Annotated in this window: 13 protein-coding genes; 8 read left to right on the top strand and 5 right to left on the bottom strand. The window is 56.8% G+C overall.

Annotated features, from left to right (window positions below; genetic code table 11):
- Positions 1 to 77: 77 nt before the first annotated feature.
- Genes CHB79_RS10625 through CHB79_RS10610 form a run of 4 tightly spaced genes read left to right on the top strand, consistent with a single transcriptional unit; the run spans position 78 to position 4,743 of the window.
- Positions 78 to 1,832 carry a carbamoyltransferase family protein gene (locus CHB79_RS10625; protein WP_089359829.1) on the top strand — a complete coding sequence of 585 codons (1,755 nt, stop codon included), beginning with the start codon at positions 78 to 80 and terminating at the stop codon, positions 1,830 to 1,832.
- Positions 1,825 to 2,736: a glycosyltransferase family 2 protein gene (locus CHB79_RS10620; protein WP_089359828.1), complete on the top strand. Its 912-nt coding sequence runs from the start codon at positions 1,825 to 1,827 to the stop codon at positions 2,734 to 2,736. The genes CHB79_RS10625 and CHB79_RS10620 overlap by 8 nt, the downstream gene beginning before the upstream one ends.
- Positions 2,736 to 3,881 carry a glycosyltransferase family 4 protein gene (locus CHB79_RS10615; RefSeq protein ID WP_089359827.1) on the top strand — a complete coding sequence of 382 codons (1,146 nt, stop codon included), beginning with the start codon at positions 2,736 to 2,738 and terminating at the stop codon, positions 3,879 to 3,881. Before CHB79_RS10620 ends, CHB79_RS10615 begins: the two co-directional genes overlap by 1 nt.
- Positions 3,874 to 4,743: a glycosyltransferase gene (locus CHB79_RS10610; protein ID WP_089359826.1), complete on the top strand. Its 870-nt coding sequence runs from the start codon at positions 3,874 to 3,876 to the stop codon at positions 4,741 to 4,743. Before CHB79_RS10615 ends, CHB79_RS10610 begins: the two co-directional genes overlap by 8 nt.
- A gap of 22 nt (positions 4,744 to 4,765) precedes the next feature.
- Here CHB79_RS10610 and CHB79_RS10605 read toward each other — a convergent pair whose 3' ends face one another.
- On the bottom strand, positions 4,766 to 5,431 hold the full coding sequence (locus CHB79_RS10605) for a BUD32 family EKC/KEOPS complex subunit (RefSeq protein WP_089359825.1): 666 nt from the start codon (positions 5,429 to 5,431) through the stop codon (positions 4,766 to 4,768).
- Positions 5,428 to 6,609, bottom strand: a complete 1,182-nt coding sequence (locus CHB79_RS10600; RefSeq protein ID WP_245851428.1) for an O-antigen ligase family protein — start codon at positions 6,607 to 6,609, stop codon at positions 5,428 to 5,430. Before CHB79_RS10600 ends, CHB79_RS10605 begins: the two co-directional genes overlap by 4 nt.
- Positions 6,610 to 6,784: 175 nt before the next feature.
- Between CHB79_RS10600 and msbA the strand changes: the two genes are divergently transcribed.
- The 4 genes from msbA to CHB79_RS10580 all read left to right on the top strand — a co-directional run bounded on the left by msbA (position 6,785) and on the right by CHB79_RS10580 (position 12,698).
- Positions 6,785 to 8,584: a lipid A export permease/ATP-binding protein MsbA gene (msbA, locus tag CHB79_RS10595; protein ID WP_089359823.1), complete on the top strand. Its 1,800-nt coding sequence runs from the start codon at positions 6,785 to 6,787 to the stop codon at positions 8,582 to 8,584.
- 38 nt (positions 8,585 to 8,622) lie between these two features.
- Positions 8,623 to 10,044 carry a bifunctional D-glycero-beta-D-manno-heptose-7-phosphate kinase/D-glycero-beta-D-manno-heptose 1-phosphate adenylyltransferase HldE gene (hldE, locus tag CHB79_RS10590; protein ID WP_089359822.1) on the top strand — a complete coding sequence of 474 codons (1,422 nt, stop codon included), beginning with the start codon at positions 8,623 to 8,625 and terminating at the stop codon, positions 10,042 to 10,044.
- 120 nt (positions 10,045 to 10,164) lie between these two features.
- Positions 10,165 to 11,448, top strand: a complete 1,284-nt coding sequence (locus CHB79_RS10585; protein ID WP_089359821.1) for an acyl-CoA dehydrogenase family protein — start codon at positions 10,165 to 10,167, stop codon at positions 11,446 to 11,448.
- 44 nt (positions 11,449 to 11,492) lie between these two features.
- Positions 11,493 to 12,698, top strand: a complete 1,206-nt coding sequence (locus CHB79_RS10580) for an acyl-CoA dehydrogenase family protein (RefSeq protein WP_089359820.1) — start codon at positions 11,493 to 11,495, stop codon at positions 12,696 to 12,698.
- Between the two features lie 18 nt (positions 12,699 to 12,716).
- Here CHB79_RS10580 and CHB79_RS10575 read toward each other — a convergent pair whose 3' ends face one another.
- The 3 genes from CHB79_RS10575 to CHB79_RS10565 form a co-directional block, all read right to left on the bottom strand.
- Complete coding sequence (locus CHB79_RS10575; protein WP_089359819.1) at positions 12,717 to 13,673, bottom strand: metal ABC transporter ATPase; 957 nt, start codon at positions 13,671 to 13,673, stop codon at positions 12,717 to 12,719.
- Positions 13,674 to 13,779: 106 nt separating this feature from the next.
- Complete coding sequence (locus tag CHB79_RS10570) at positions 13,780 to 14,607, bottom strand: aldo/keto reductase (RefSeq protein ID WP_089359818.1); 828 nt, start codon at positions 14,605 to 14,607, stop codon at positions 13,780 to 13,782.
- Complete coding sequence (locus tag CHB79_RS10565; RefSeq protein ID WP_089359817.1) at positions 14,589 to 15,761, bottom strand: NAD(P)/FAD-dependent oxidoreductase; 1,173 nt, start codon at positions 15,759 to 15,761, stop codon at positions 14,589 to 14,591. The genes CHB79_RS10570 and CHB79_RS10565 overlap by 19 nt, the downstream gene beginning before the upstream one ends.
- Positions 15,762 to 15,783 lie beyond the last annotated feature (22 nt).

Raw genomic sequence — 15,783 nt, 5'->3', positions numbered from 1 at the left:
AAGTAGCCATCAAGGCTATGTAAATAAATTTTGCGCCGCGCTTTGTTCTGCGCGGCAGATTTCAAGAGGTTTACCCTGTGGCACTGACGATTCTTGGATTATCTGGCGCACTGAGCCATGACCCATCGGCTGCACTGTATATCGACGGCAAGTTGATCGCAGCTGCAGAAGAAGAGCGCTTCGTGCGAGACAAGCATGCAAAAAACCGCATGCCCTATGAATCGGCAAAGTTCTGTCTTGAACAAGCGGGGATCAAGCCGTCTGATGTCGATGTCGTCGCCATTCCCTTTGCGCCGATCAGCATTTTTGACAAGGCACGTTGGCACTATGCCAAGCGCTACTGGTATGCGCCGGATCGCGCACTGGATGCGATCCTGACCGGCAACCGTCGCTACAAGCGCTACCGCAACAAGATCAAATGGTGTCTGGAACAGCTTGGCTTTGACCTGAAGAAGGTCAAGATCGAAGCCGTGGAGCACCATTTGGCCCACGCTTCCAGCGCCTATCACTGCTCCGGGTTCACCGAGAAAACGGCGATCCTCGGCATTGATGGTAAGGGCGAATACGCTACGACCTTCTTCGGTTATGGCGAGAACGGCAAGATCCACAAAATCAAAGAATTCTTTGATCCGGACTCGCTCGGCGGCCTCTATGGCGCCATGACCGAGTTCCTTGGCTTTGAAATGCTCGATGGTGAGTTCAAGGTCATGGGCATGGCGCCTTATGGCGACGCATCCAAGTACGATTTGTCGCGCCTTGCGTCCTTTGAAAACGGCGAACTGGTGATCAACACCGAGTACGCCAACGTGATTGGCCTGCGCCGCTACAAGGAAAACGGCAAGGGCTTCTACTTCTCGCAAAAGCTGATCGACTGGCTTGGTCCAAAGCGAGAAGGCGATATCGCGGATGACCCATACATCCATTATGCCGCCAGCATTCAGGCACTGTTTGAGAAACTGGCGCTGCAGATGATGGATTACTACCTGGGCGACATCATCAAGGAAACCGGCAAGATTGCCTTTGCTGGCGGCAGCGCCTTGAACGTGAAGCTCAATCAGAAAATCATCGCTCGTCCTGAGGTCAAGGAACTGTTCGTGCAGCCAGCAGCTGGTGATGCGGGGACCGCGGTTGGCGCTGCGGCTTATGTGTCGACCCAGCGCGGTGTGCCGGTCGAGAAGATGGAACACGTCTACCTCGGGCCGTCTTACTCCAATGAAGATGTCATTGCGGCCTGTGCGCGTCATCCGAGCAAGCCGGTTTTCAAGCACATCGACAACATGCCCCAGCGCATCGCCAAGATCATGGTCGCGGGCAATCCAGTGGCCTGGTTCCAGGGCCGCATGGAGTTTGGTCCGCGTGCATTGGGCGGACGATCCATTGTCGGTTGCCCGAGCATTGCCGGTGTGGCCAACCGGATTAACGAACAGATCAAGTTCCGTGAGCGCTGGCGCCCGTTCTGCCCGTCGATGCTGGATACCGTGGGCCCGCAGATGCTCAAGGTCGATCATCCTTCGCCCTTCATGACCTTCACCTTTGAAGTCAATGAAGAGTGGAAAACCCGGGTCTCTGAAGTGGTTCACGAAGACGGTACTTCACGCGCCCAGGTGCTCAAGCGTGAATACAACCCGCGTTACTACGACATGATGAAAGAGCTGGAAAACCTCACCGGCAACGGCGTTTCACTGAACACCTCGCTGAACCGGCGCGGCGAGGCCATGATCTGCTCGCCAACCGACGCGCTCAACATGTTCTATGGTTCGGATCTGCAGTACCTGATCATGGAAGATATCCTGGTTGTCAAAGACGGCGTGGACTGGTTCGACGATGTCTGAACCCCTGATCAGCGTGATCATCCCCGCGTATAACTACGCGGAGAAGATATCGCGGGCAGTCGAGTCGGTGGTCTCGCAGCTTGGCGAAGCCGCCGCCGACCTGCTGGTGATAAACGATGGTTCCACTGATCATACCTTGCAGGTGCTCGAACAGTTACAGGCTCAAAACCAGGGGCGTTTTCGGATTGTGAGCAAGGCCAATGGCGGCTCGGCCTCGGCGCGTAATCTTGGAATCAAGCAAGCCACCGGCCAGTACCTGGTCTTCCTTGATGCCGATGATGAAATGGCGCCCGGAGCCCTGTCGGCCTTGACCGAGCATATCCAGGACAATCCCGAGACGCGCATGGTCATTGGCGGGTTCTGGTCAGTGGCTGTCGATGGCAAGCATCGTCAGCGCCAGGCGCCAGTCATTCCCCGTACCGCCCGTGAACGTGTCTCCGGCTACCTGATAAAGAAAACCATTGCTGTGAGCAATGGTGCCTGCGCCATGCATCGCGAGGTCTTTGCGCCAGGCAACTATCCCGAAACATTTCGCAGTGCCGAGGATATCCCGGTATTTGCCCAGGTGTTGGCGCGCTTTCCCTGTACGGCCTTGGACCAGCCCCTGGCGTTTATCTATAAGCACCCGACGAGCTTGAGGCATAACTTGAAGTTTGCGTATGAAACCGGGCTGACGCTGGTCGACGAAGTGTTCGATCCGGTTCGCATGCCGGCTGAGCTACAGGACTTGAAGCGCAGCTTCACTGCCCAGCGTTGTGCTTCATTGTTCCGCACCTTCTACAGTGCCGGCGAGCGGCAAGCCAGCCTGGGTTTCTACCGCAAAGCGCTACAAGCAGACTGGCGTCTAATAACAAATTGGTCTTATACCCGCAAGGCACTGAAGCTCTTGCTGAGAGGGCGTTAATGTCGCGCAGACTCAAGGTTCTACAATTGCAGGGCAGCTACAACATAGGTATTTCAGGCTTGGCTGAGCAGATCATTCAGGGTCTGCCGACGGATCGGGTCGAAGTGGTCAATGCCTTTCTGTCGAGCGCTCCAAGCGAAGCGCCAGTGCAGAGCGTCGCATCTCGCACGGTTTACTTTGATCTCAGCCAGTCGCAGCTCAAAGGGTTGCGTCTCAAGGCCTTGTTCCGGTTGTATGCATTCTGCCGTGCCGAGTCATTCGATGTGGTGATTGCCCATCGATTCAAGCCAATAAGCCTGCTGATGCTGCTCAACCGTTGGTTGAACATTTCGCTTTGCATTGGCGTCCAGCATGGCGTTGGCGATTTCGACCGCGCCTACCGGCGCTGGGAAACGCGCAGGCTCTTGACTGGAAACTGGCGGATTGTGGCGGTTTCCCGCGCCGTATATGAATACCTGCTCAATTGCGGTGGCGGCTTTACAGCGGCCAATACCCTGAGGATTGACAACGCAATTGATATTCAGCGCGCTGAAAGCATCCAGTTGTCGCGCCAGCAGGCGCGGGAGGCGCTGGGGATTGCGCCAGAGCCGTTCATCTTCGGTGCCATCGGCCGCCTGGTTCCGGTCAAGGGGCATATCTATCTGCTAGAAGCGTTCGCCCTGATCAAGGATGACCACCCGAATGCGCAGCTAGTGATTATCGGTGAAGGTCGCACGCGGGCTGAACTGGAGCACGGCATCGAGCGCCTGGGGTTGCAAGGGCGCGTGCATCTTGTCGGTGACCGCAACGATGCACAGCAATACGTTAAGGCCTTTGACGTCTTTATGATGCCTTCGCTTTCCGAGGGCTTGCCACTGGCGATGCTTGAGGCAATGGCTGGGCATTTGACGGTGATCGGCTCTGATATCGACAGCCTCAAATCCATTCTTGAAGATAGCCAGGGCTATCTGTTCCCGGTCAAGGATGTCCCGGCGTTGGCTGAGCAAATGGAGAAGGTGTTATCCCTGTCCGCCGAGGAGTTGCAAGCCAAGGGGAGTAGTGCCTATGCCTACGTGTGTCGGTCTCACTCTATCGCTGACTATCAGCAACACTACCGAGATTTGATCGAACAGATAAGCATTACAGAGGCTTTGCCCCATGGATAAGTTGCTTGAATCCCCTTTGGTTACGGTGATTATCGCCTCGTACAACCATGCCCAGTACATCGAAGAAAGCATCAAAAGTGTATTGGCCCAGACCTATCCAAATATCGAGCTGATGGTTATAGATGACGGCTCAAGCGATGATAGCGTCGAGCGCATTAGCGCATTGCAACAGCAGCACGGCTTCTATTTCAAGGCACAACAGAACCAGGGGCTCTCAAGAACCTTGAATCAGGCCATCGCCTTGTCCAAGGGTAGCCTTATCGCGCCTTTTGGCTCGGATGACATCATGTTTCCCGAGCGCATAGCGTTACAGGTCGCCCATATGGCAACGGCGCCCGAGGCTGGCATCTGCGCGGGTAATATCGAAAGAATAGACAGCCAGGGGCGGGTAAGGGAAAGGCAGCGCATTCGTGCTGCAAGGCGTATGGATTTTGACGCAGTATTTCTCAAGACCGAACCGATTGCGCCTGCGCCCACCTTGCTGTTTCGCCGTGAAGCGCTGGAGAAGGTTGGCGGCTTTAACCCGGAAATCCGTCTTGAAGACCTGTATATCGAGCTGAAGATTACCCAGGCTGGCTACTATATCGATGTGTTGCAGGAAGTCTTGGCGCAATACCGGATGCACGACACCAATACCTATAAAAACTTGCGATTCATGATTGATAACGTCCTGGCCACATACGCCTGCTTTAGCGATCACCCGCGCTATCCGGACGTATGTAATCGCTTTATCAACTCCATGTTGGTCAGGTGTGCTCGCACAGATAAAAAACTGGCCCGGGAGCTTATCAGGCGTTTGCCCGTCAGTGCCTGGAACACCAAGACGCTGCGTGCATTTGGCCGTTACCTGATGCCCGCCTGAATTGCCGATTGGGCAGCGCGGCTTAACTGACGCGCTGTCTATGCCTGGCAAAGGCCTGGGCTAATTGTGCGGCAGCAGATGGCCCGGCGCTTTGGGCATAACCGCGTAGCAGTGTTGCCTGGTGCTCATTGGCCAGCCAGGTGGCGTCTTCCTGATAGCGCAGCAGGTGCTGGACATTGCGCGCGCGCTGCCACGCCGAGAGCGGTCGCGAGAATATCTTCATGTCGGACACGTCAATCAGCGCATACTGGCCATCGGGCATGCTCAAGACATTTCCCAGGTGCAGGGAGCGGAAGTAGATCCCGGACTGATGCACGCGGCCGAGAAAGGTACCGAATTTGAACAGTTGCTCTTCCAGTTGCTCTGGATTGAGTTCGCGCCAGTGGTTGCGCAGGGTGACACCGGCAACGGGCTCGTAGCGCAGGCCGTTGAGTTCCAGCTCCGGAACCAGGATTAGCTCCAGGGTTACTGGCGCTGGAATACCCAGTGCGATCAAGCGCTCGGCATTACGGGCGAAACGTACCGAGGGCGGTGCCCACAGTGCCGAGGAGAGCAGGCGCTTGCGTCGAAACAGCTTGAGGAAGCTGCCGTCGGCAAGTTCTGCGACCTTCAGGCCATGGCCATCTTCCTCAATGGTTTTCGAGCCTTCCAGTCTTGCCTTCAGTTGTGCTTGCGTCAGCGTGGTCATGCTGGGGCCTGCATACGTTGGCGAATAGACAAGGCAGCAAAAAGCGCAACCGGAATCCAGGTCAGAAACCAGTTCTCGTTTGGCCTGGAAAGAAAGGCGCTGCCCTCGGTGAGTCCGGCGAACACCCCATAACAGGCCAGGGCAGACACCAGTTGAATGGTCTTGTCGTGCCGCAGTTCCACCGTCTTGCGTAACAGCGCGGCATACATGGCAAACCAGAGTGTCAGCCCGATCAGGCCGGTATCGAGCAATACCGCCAGTTCGACATTGTGCGGGTCTTCCAGCTTGCGTCCGCCGGCGTTGAAAATGAACTCACTTTGATAGCCGTGGCCCAGCCAGAGCTTCTCTTGGGCGATGGCCAGGGCTTGCTGCCAGATTTCCGGGCGGTAGGAAAAACCTCGGGACATCAGTGTGCCGGGTAGGAAAAAGTACAGTGCGGCGCCCGCCAGGCAGACAGCGAGAAACAGATAAAGGCCTTTCTTACCCGATATCAGCATCAGCCAGATGGTTACGGCAAAAAGCGCCATCAAGGGGGTTCTCGATCCGGTTTCGATCAGAACTGCTAGCAATGGCAAGGCCAGAAGGATGCTAAAGCGGTTGAATCGACCTTGTTGTGTGACCCAAAAGGCTAGCCAGTAGGTGCAGAAAAAGCCGAATACGTGGGATGAAAGCAATGGGTTGCGCATGGCGCCTGTACCGATCAAGCGGGCACTAGTGCTGGCGTTCGGCAAAAACTGGATCAGGTTCACCACGGCGCCAATGGCCATGATGATCGCACTGAACTGTAATGCCTTGAGCAACAGTTGTTCATCCCGGCACGCCATCATTGCGCATCCGACAAACAGCATCAGTACGTACACGGGACGTTTTGCTACGCTTGAGGGGCTGGAGTCGGTGAGGCTCCAGCCCAGGCTGATCAGCAGCCAGGCCGAAAACAGCACAAAGCAAATAACGATAGGCTCGCGCAGCAACTGCTTTATATAGTGCGGTCTCAATACCAGCCCCAGCAGTGCAGGGAACGCAAAGAGACCGTAGTACAGCTTGGTATAGAGACTGGTGTCGGACACCCAGATCAGCCCGGTCAGCAGCACCATGTAGCCAAGCGGTATCCAGTACTGCTCAAGCAGCGTATGTAGCCGTGCACCTGCACTTATTTTTGCTGTCGAGGTAGATTGCATTGTCAGGACGGGGTTGTTAGAAAGGCGCGTAGCATAATTCATCTGCCCAGAAGATGGAGCTTTTGTAGGCTTTATGTGCTGATTTGTGATCAGTTTTATGCGTGCAGTACAGGTGCATCTCGAGACATAGAGGGCCTGTGATATACTTTTTTATCCTACCGGTGCGTCGAGCCCTATGAGCGTTAAAACTCCTGCCTCAACCAGTCTGAAAATATATTTTCGCCTACTGAGCTATGTAAAACCTTACATTGGCTACTTTAGCCTGAGCATCCTTGGCTATGTGATTTTTGCCTCGACTCAGCCCATGCTTGCCGGGATTCTCAAGTATTTCGTTGATGGCTTGTCCAATCCACAGGTGGTGCTCTTTCCCAGCGTGCCCTACCTGCAAGACCTGCAGTTGTTGCAGGCAGTGCCGCTATTGATAGTGCTGATTGCCGCCTGGCAGGGCCTGGGTTCGTTTCTGGGTAACTTCTATCTGGCCAAGGTCTCTCTGAGCCTGGTCCATGACCTGCGCACTTCATTGTTCAACAGCCTGCTGAGCTTGCCCAATCGTTATTTTGACAGTCATAACTCGGGCCACCTGATTTCACGGATCACCTTCAATGTAACCATGGTGACCGGGGCCGCGACGGATGCGATCAAGGTCGTGATTCGCGAAGGCCTGACCGTGGTGTTCCTGTTCGGCTATTTGCTGTGGATGAACTGGCACCTCACGTTGGTCATGCTCGCGATCTTGCCGGTCATCGCGGTGATGGTCAGCAGTGCCAGCAAAAAATTCCGCAAGCAAAGCAAGAAGATCCAGGTTGCAATGGGCGACGTCACTCACGTGGCCTCGGAAACCATTCAGGGCTATCGGGTGGTTCGCAGTTTCGGTGGGGAAACCTATGAGTCCGCCCGTTTTGAGACTGCAAGTCGCGACAACACCCTCAAGCAGTTGAGAATGACCAAGACCGGAGCGGTCTATACCCCAATGCTGCAGTTGGTTATCTACATCGCCATGGCTGTTTTGTTGTTCTTGGTTCTATATCTGCGCGGTGATGCAACTGCGGGGGACTTGGTCGCCTACATCACGGCTGCCGGCTTGTTGCCAAAGCCGATCCGCCAGCTGTCAGAGGTCAGCGCCACCATCCAGAAAGGCCTGGCGGCTGCCGACAGTATCTTCGAGCAGTTGGATGAGGCGCCCGAGGTTGACACCGGTACCTACGAAGTCGACAAAGCCATCGGCCGTCTGGAGATCAAGGATCTCAACTTCAAATACCCCAGTGCCGAGAAACAGGTGCTGCAGAACATCAATTTCACTGCCGAGCCCGGGCAAATGGTCGCCTTGGTCGGACGTTCCGGCAGTGGTAAATCGACCCTGGCAAACCTGATTCCACGCTTCTATCATCATGAAAGCGGACAAATCCTGCTCGACGGCGTCGATGTCGAGGATTACAAGCTGCGCAACCTGCGCCGCCACATCGGCTTGGTGACCCAGCAGACCACATTGTTCAACGACACCGTTGCCAACAACATCGCCTATGGCGATTTGGCTGGCGCACCGCGTGAAGCGATTGAACAGGCTGTGGAAGCGGCGTACGCCAAGGAGTTTGTCGACAAGCTTCCCCAGGGGCTCGATACCGAAGTGGGCGAAAATGGTGTCCTGCTTTCCGGAGGCCAACGCCAGCGTTTGGCTATTGCCCGGGCCTTGCTCAAGGACTCGCCGGTACTGGTGCTTGATGAAGCCACCTCTGCACTGGATACCGAGTCGGAGCGACATATCCAGGCGGCGCTGGACCGTGTGATGAAAGGACGCACGACCTTGGTGATTGCCCACCGGTTATCGACGATTGAAAAAGCAGACCTTATCTTGGTTATGGATCAGGGGCAGATTGTGGAACGGGGCACCCATGTCGAACTCCTGGCATTGAACGGTTATTACGCCCGTTTGCATGCCCTGGGTCTGGATGAAAACGCACCACTCGATCACGCCTGATAAACTATCGACCGCCATCGAAGGCCCTCGGAGTCCAAATGAAGTTGTCCATGCCACGTTTTGAACAAGCCCCGGTGTTAGTTGTGGGCGATGTCATGCTCGACCGTTATTGGCATGGCGGAACCTCGCGGATATCTCCCGAAGCGCCGGTGCCAGTAGTCAAGGTCGATCAAATTGAAGACCGCCCGGGCGGTGCGGCCAACGTTGCCTTGAACATTGCCGCGCTGGGCGCGCCTGCCACACTGGTGGGTGTCACTGGCGAAGATGAAGCCGCCGACAGCCTCAGCGCCAGCTTGAGCTGCGTGGGTGTCAAGACACGTTTTCAGCGTATCCATGACCAGCCAACCATAGTCAAACTGCGGGTCATGAGCCGACACCAGCAATTGCTGCGCATGGATTTCGAAGAGCTGTTCAATACCGACTCCGATGCATTGGCCAAGGATGTCGATGCGCTGCTTGATGGGGTCAAGGTGCTGGTGCTGTCCGATTACGGCAAAGGCGCGCTGAGAAATCATCAAGCCCTGGTCCAGCTTGCGCGCAAGCGTGGCATTCCAGTATTGGCTGACCCGAAAGGCAAGGATTTTTCAGTCTATCGAGGTGCCAGCCTGATCACGCCGAACCTCAGTGAGTTCGAGGCGATTGTTGGCATCTGTACCGATGAGGCCCAGTTGGTAAGCAAAGGCGCCAAGCTGATGCAGGAGCTGGAGCTTGGGGCCTTGCTGGTTACTCGCGGTGAGCATGGCATGACGCTGTTGCGTCCACAATTTGCTCCCTTGCACCTTCCCGCTCGTGCGCGTGAAGTATTTGATGTCACCGGCGCGGGCGACACTGTCATTTCAACCCTGGCAGCCTCTATTGCAGCTGGCGAAGAGTTGCCACAGGCAGTGGCGCTGGCCAACCTGGCCGCTGGCATCGTTGTTGGCAAGCTCGGCACGGCCGCTATCAGTGCACCTGAATTACGCCGTGCGGTGCAGCGCGAGCAAGGTTCCGAGCGTGGCGTGATGCGGCCCGACCAACTGCTTATTGCAATCGAAGATGCACGCGCCCACGGAGAGAAAATAGTCTTCACAAACGGCTGCTTTGACATACTTCATGCCGGGCATGTGACCTATCTGGAGCAAGCGCGGGCCCAGGGTGACCGCCTGGTGTTGGCAGTTAATGACGACGCCTCTGTCAGCCGACTCAAAGGGCCGGGCCGGCCGATAAACTCGGTTGATCGACGCATGGCAGTGCTGGCGGGGCTGGGTGCTGTGGACTGGGTGGTGAGCTTTACAGAAGACACCCCTGAAAACCTGCTCAAGCTGGTTCAGCCGGATGTCCTGGTCAAGGGCGGCGATTACTCCATTGATAAAGTCGTCGGCGCTGATATCGTCACCGCCTATGGTGGTGAAGTTAAGGTGCTGGGCCTGGTCGAGAACAGCTCCACCACCGCAATAGTGGACAAGATTCGTAATCGTTAAGCTGCGCAATACTGGCCACTGGCTCCATCGCCACTGGCCACTGGCTGTGCGGTCATGGTCTGGCTATCCGCCTAGCGGCATGATCTTCGGCATCATCCATCGCTCAAGGAGCGTGATGCCATGCCATCGACTGTTAATGGCCATGCCCTGGCGTTGCTTAATCGCTTCGCCCAGGCTGACTGGCCCGACTACCTGAAGTTACGCAAACCTTTCGAAACCTTGGTTTACAGCAGTGCGCGAGCAGGTTTCAGGCTTGCCGCGCGACGCTCCACCAAAATCCAGCCCCGTCTGGCCTTGCAGGCTTCGAGCGCACTCTTTGACCTGTCCTTGTCGGATGAGCAGAAAATGCTGGTTGAGATGCTTGAAGGCTTCGCCAGCGAGGTGTTGCGCGCTGCGGCCCATGAGGCTGATGAGCAGGCGGCAGTCGCACCGCAGTTACTCACGCAAATGGATGAGCTGGGCCTGGTTCATTATGCGGTGCCTGAGCTTGACGGCGGTATGGCGGGCGAGCGTACGGCACTGACCAATGCGTTGATGGCCGAAGCACTCGCCAAGGGTGATTTATCCCTAGCCGCGACTATGCTGGTGCCATTGTCCAGCGCCAACTGCATTCGCCGCTGGGGCTCGGCCGAGCAGCAGCGGTACTGGTTGCCACGCTTTCTCGCCAACAATGACCGACCTCGTATGGCGATAGCGGTCAATGAACCTTACCCCTTGTTTGACCCACGCAAGATGACGACCCGAGCCCGCCGCAAGGGCAAGCATTATGTGCTCAGGGGCGAGAAGTGCCTGGTGGTTGCTGGCCTTGATGCAAGCCACTTGATTGTTGCTGCGCAGGCCGCGCGCGGGCCTGCGCTGTTTATTGTCGAGGCAGCTAGCAAGGGCGTCCAGCGTAAAGCCGAGCCGGCGATGGGCTTGAAGGCAGCCCGTACCTGCAGGGTGCAGTTAAATGCGGTGAAAGTACCGCTTGAGGCACGCTTGAGTGCCCAGGATTTCAATTATGAGGGCTTCCTCGATTATGCCGACCTGGCATGGTCTGCGTTGGCGGTAGGCACCGCCCAGGCGGCCCTGGACTACGTTATTGGCTACTGCAACGAGCGGGTCGCCTTTGCCGAGCCGATCAGCCACCGCCAAGGGGTGGCATTTATGATCGCCGACATGGCAATCGAGATCGACGCCATGCGACTTATGGTGTGGAACGCCTGTTCGAGGGCTGAGCGTGGCAAGCCTTTTCATCAGGCCAGTTACCTGAGCCAGCTCCTGTGCGCCGAAAAATCGATGAAAATTGCTACCGACGCGGTGCAGTTGCTGGGTGGGCACGGGTTTACCAAGGAGCATCCAGTAGAGCGCTGGTATCGAGACATTCGCGCCATCTCCCTGCTCAAGGGTGGATTGCAGATCTAGCCAGTGACAGCCATGTCCCGGCCACTTTGCCTGGAGGAATGACAATGAACCTCGATATCCCGAAGAAATTCAGCGGGCTGGTAAGCCAGGCTCACCAGGTCGCCGAGCGTTACTACCGGCCAATCTCGCGCAAGTACGATAAAGCCGAACACAGTTATCCGCGTGAGCTGGATCTGCTCGCCGGGTTGCTTGATGGAATGAACGCCAGCTCGCCTGAGGCCGTGGGGGCCACCTCGGCCAGCAAGCGTAGCGTTGACAGCCAGGATCATGCCAACCAAAACGGCGGCAATATGGCTGCCCTGCTGGGCATTATGGAGCTGTGCTGGGGGGACGTCGGCTTGTTGCTGGCGATGCCACGCCAAGGCTTGGGTAACGCCGCGATAGCCGCAGTGGCAAACCCTCAGCAGCTTGAGCGCTTCAAGGGCGTTTGGGCTGCAATGGCGATCACTGAGCCAGGCTGTGGTTCGGATTCCGCTGCCATCCGCACAACTGCAACAAAGCTGGGTGACGAATATGTGCTCAATGGTGAAAAGATTTTCGTCACCTCGGGCGAGCGCGCCGATGCGGTAGTGGTTTGGGCCACGCTGGACAAGGCCCTTGGCCGTGCGGCAATCAAATCCTTCGTGGTTAAGAAGGGTACGCCGGGCATGACTGTGACGCGGCTGGAGAAAAAACTCGGTATCAAGGCTTCGGACACGGCATCCATCAGCTTCAACGATTGTCGGGTGCCAGCCAGCAACATGTTGGGGCGGCCTGAAGTTGATGTCGAGAAGGGTTTTGCCGGGGTCATGGAAACCTTTGACAACACCCGGCCGTTGGTTGCCGGCATGGCCATTGGGGTGGCCAAGGCCTCGCTTGATCGTACTCGCCAGTTACTCGGGAAAAGCTGTCCGCTTGATTACTCCGCGCCGCTACTGAGCGTCAGTCATGCCGAAGCCAGGTTGTACGAGCTCGAAGCCAACTGGCAAGCTGCCCGATTGCTGACCCTTAAAGCCGCATGGATGGCAGACAACCGGATTGCCAACTCGAAAGAAGCCTCCATTGCCAAGGCCAAGGCCGGACGAATGGCCAATGAAGTGACCTTGACGTGCGTGGAGTTGGTCGGTGCCCTGGGTTACGGCGAGGATGAGTTGCTGGAAAAATGGGCGCGAGACTCAAAAATCCTGGATATTTTCGAGGGCACCCAACAGATTCAGCTATTGATAATCGCCCGTCGCTTGCTGGGCAAGACTTCATCAGAACTGAAGTAGCTGCATGCTTGCACGATTCTATGCATGAGCTGCTGCCTTGAGTGGCGGGTTGTTGGGGATGTCGCTGGTTGCGGCTTTAGGCGCGTGTTTGGTTTTTGCTTGCAGCTTTTGCTGCTGCAGCCAGTCCTTCCAGTGAATGTGCGAGTCTCGTACCACCCAGCCGTCCTGGGGGGCAAAGCTCTCGGCCAGCCAAATGCCGCGAGTCGATGCGGCTTTGAGCACCCCTTTGCGCAAGGTGTACAGCTCGCCGGTTGGGCGGCCTTGTTCCAGGGGCATCAGGAACAGGTCGGGCCGGGTGCGCTGCAAGCGTGCAACCAACTTGCCGTCTTCAAGGCACTCATCGACATGGAACAGGCTCAGGTGCTTAGCTTCTCTTGGCAATTCCAGCTTGAGGTCGTAAACCAACTGCAATGAAGCGGTCGGCAGGTGTACGTACGCGCGAGGGCGCTCCAGTAATCTCAGGTTGCCGCACTGCACCGGGCGAGCAGCGCCGGAGAGCGGGCTTAAACTAAAGTTGACTGCTTCGCGATAATGCAGGGTGCCCTGATAGGGAGCAGGTAGCCAGGTGTCGCCAAACCGGCCGCTGAGCCAGCCTTCCGGCGTTTCCAGCAGGCATTCCTCCGCGACTTCTTGAATGGCGGTGAGCAGCGGCAGGTTGAGTTCGTGAGCCGGAACATAGCCCGATATCAGCTTGAGCACGACATCGCCCCGATCGAGGCGGCGTTGGCGGACCAAGACCCAGTACTCCCGGCCTTGCCAGTTCAGTGTCAGGCGCACTGAAACGCCAAGGTTGGCCAGTTCCACCGAAAAACGTTGCGGGTCGGTGATATCTACGTCTTTTCGGCGTTCAAGCATTTCATCGAAGTTGAGCGGCCATCCGTAACCCTGGTAGGTCAGTCCGTCGGGAGTGGCTTCGACACGCAATGGCAGGGTTTTAAAGTTGCCAGGGTCTTTGCTGATCAAGGTGCGCGACATCTCAACTCCTATGCGGTTAGCCCCAATGCAGTGGGTGACGGCTCTAGAGGCTAGAGACTGCCACAACTTCACTGTTACCCAAGCGATAAGCTAGGCAGCATGTGTTTCAGTTGATGTCTCGAATCACTGCTGCTGCGCTTGCGACGTTAGCGGTCAAATGTTGCGGGTTAATGGTCCCGATAATGGCACTGGAAACAGCCGGGTGCGCAAATATCAACTCGAAGCTTGCGCGCACAGGGTCTTCGCCCGGGGCCAGGCATGCATGGCCGCTGGCCAGTGCCTTTTTGATCAGAATGCCCTTGCTGTGTTGCTGGGCGTAATCCAGTACAGGTCGTTCGTCTTGCTGGTTAAGGTTATAGGTCACCATTGCGCAATCGCCATCGGCCAGTGCCAATAGGCCGCCTTCAACGGTTTTTCCGGATAAGCCGAAACCACGAATCTTGCCCTCACGCTTCAACTCTGAAAGTGCGAGGTAAATACCGCTGTCGCGGAGTATCGAGACGTCGTTGCCGTCAGAATGTACCAGCAGCATATCAATATAGTCGGTTTCCAGGCGTTGCAGGCTGCGTTCCACTGACAGGCGCGTGTGCGCCGGGCTGAAGTCAAAATACGACAGGCCGTTTTCAAACTCTTCACCGACCTTGCTGACAATCACCCAATCCTGGCGCTGGCCACGCAATAAGGGACCCAGGCGCGTTTCACTGGTGCCATAAGCGGGGGCCGTGTCGATCAGGTTGATGCCCAGGTCCTGGCTGAGGGCAAGCAGGTTGCGCACACTGGCATCATCGGGAATGGTAAAACCATTAGGGTATTTCACGCCTTGGTCGCGCCCGATCTTGACGGTGCCCAGGCCCAGCGGGGAAACCATCAGGCCTGTGGCGCCAAGCGGGCGGTGCAGGCCATGTAGCGTTTGAGTCAAAACAAAGTCTCCCATACGGGCTGGGCGATGGCGGGGCGAGGCAGCTCCGGCAGTTCGGGTTGGCGGCCCGGTCGGATGCCATCGCGTTCCAGCGTTGCAAGCACCCGGTCAGCAAAGTCTGGGGCAAGCGCCAGTTTTGTCGGCCAGCCAATAAGCAGGGGGGCTGACTCCGCGAGAAATGCATTGTCGGGGCGTACCAGGCCTGATTGCGCGGGCTCGGCACGATCAACGCGCAAGGTTGACCACTGCGCGTCAGAGAGATCAATCCAGGGCAGTAAGTCGCCAAGCTCCTTTTGCGCTGCTTTTATCTGCGCATCAGCTTCGCGGTTTATCGCGTCGCCTTCGGCAATGTCGCCTCCCAAATACCAGACCCACTGACCGTCCGCTGCCGGATGCGTGGTGACAGTGACGCGAGGTTTGGGGCCGCCGCCGAGGCAGTGAGCGTAGAGTGGTTTCAAGATCGGACCTTTGACTAGCACCATGTGCAGCGGGCGCAACTGTTGCGCAGGCTGGCTGATATCGAGGGCCTTGAGCAGCGCTTCATTACCGCTGCCTGCGCTGAGGACTATCCGTTGTGCGCGGATTTCGCGACCATCAACTCGCAGCCCAACCAGCTTGCCAGATTCCAGTATCGGCTCGATAGTCTGGCCTGCAAGCAAGCTGTCGCCCGCCAGTTCAGCAAGGCGCGTGATCAAGCTTGGTACGTCCAGCACCAACTCGGCGAGGCGGTAGACCTTGCCCTTGAATTTGGGGTGTTGCAGCGCGGGTGGCAGTTGATCGCCTTTTACCTGGTCGACGCGTCCGCGCACGGCCTTGCTGGCAAAAAAACTGGTGAGGTTGCCGGCAATTGTGCCTGGTGACCATAAATAGTGAGCGTCGGAGAGTAGGCGTACACCGCTGAGGTCCAGCTCGCCAGTGCCTGCCAGCGCTTCGCGCCAGCGTCTAGGCATATCGGCAATCGCCTCGGATGCCCCAGTGAGGGCGCCATGCAGCGCGTATTTGGCCCCGCCATGGATGATGCCTTGTGATTTAACGCTTTGGCCGCCTCCCAAGCTGTCTTTTTCAACCAGGAGGGTGGCGAAACCTTCTTTGCGCAAACGTGCATTCAGCCAGAGGCCAGCGATGCCGCCGCCAATGATTAGAACGTCTGTGCTTAGAGTGCTGGGCATGCTCGCGTCTCATCAAAAATAT

It is taken from the genome of Pseudomonas segetis (assembly GCF_900188155.1).
Taxonomy (GTDB): Bacteria; Pseudomonadota; Gammaproteobacteria; order Pseudomonadales; family Pseudomonadaceae; genus Aquipseudomonas; species Aquipseudomonas segetis.
The sequence above is the reverse complement of the archived record's forward strand: the minus strand, read 5'-3'. Positions and strand labels throughout refer to the sequence as shown.

Excerpts from the sequence above, each read along its gene's own strand:
- CHB79_RS10620 (WP_089359828.1), top strand. The coding sequence starts at position 1,825 with ATGTCTGAACCCCTGATCAGCGTGATCATCCCCGCGTATAACTACGCG.
- CHB79_RS10615 (WP_089359827.1), top strand. The coding sequence starts at position 2,736 with ATGTCGCGCAGACTCAAGGTTCTACAATTGCAGGGCAGCTACAACATA.
- CHB79_RS10610 (WP_089359826.1), top strand. The coding sequence starts at position 3,874 with ATGGATAAGTTGCTTGAATCCCCTTTGGTTACGGTGATTATCGCCTCG.
- CHB79_RS10605 (WP_089359825.1), bottom strand. The coding sequence starts at position 5,431 with ATGACCACGCTGACGCAAGCACAACTGAAGGCAAGACTGGAAGGCTCG.
- CHB79_RS10600 (WP_245851428.1), bottom strand. The coding sequence starts at position 6,609 with ATGCAATCTACCTCGACAGCAAAAATAAGTGCAGGTGCACGGCTACAT.
- msbA (WP_089359823.1), top strand. The coding sequence starts at position 6,785 with ATGAGCGTTAAAACTCCTGCCTCAACCAGTCTGAAAATATATTTTCGC.
- hldE (WP_089359822.1), top strand. The coding sequence starts at position 8,623 with ATGAAGTTGTCCATGCCACGTTTTGAACAAGCCCCGGTGTTAGTTGTG.
- CHB79_RS10585 (WP_089359821.1), top strand. The coding sequence starts at position 10,165 with ATGCCATCGACTGTTAATGGCCATGCCCTGGCGTTGCTTAATCGCTTC.
- CHB79_RS10580 (WP_089359820.1), top strand. The coding sequence starts at position 11,493 with ATGAACCTCGATATCCCGAAGAAATTCAGCGGGCTGGTAAGCCAGGCT.
- CHB79_RS10575 (WP_089359819.1), bottom strand. The coding sequence starts at position 13,673 with ATGTCGCGCACCTTGATCAGCAAAGACCCTGGCAACTTTAAAACCCTG.
- CHB79_RS10570 (WP_089359818.1), bottom strand. The coding sequence starts at position 14,607 with ATGGGAGACTTTGTTTTGACTCAAACGCTACATGGCCTGCACCGCCCG.
- CHB79_RS10565 (WP_089359817.1), bottom strand. The coding sequence starts at position 15,761 with ATGCCCAGCACTCTAAGCACAGACGTTCTAATCATTGGCGGCGGCATC.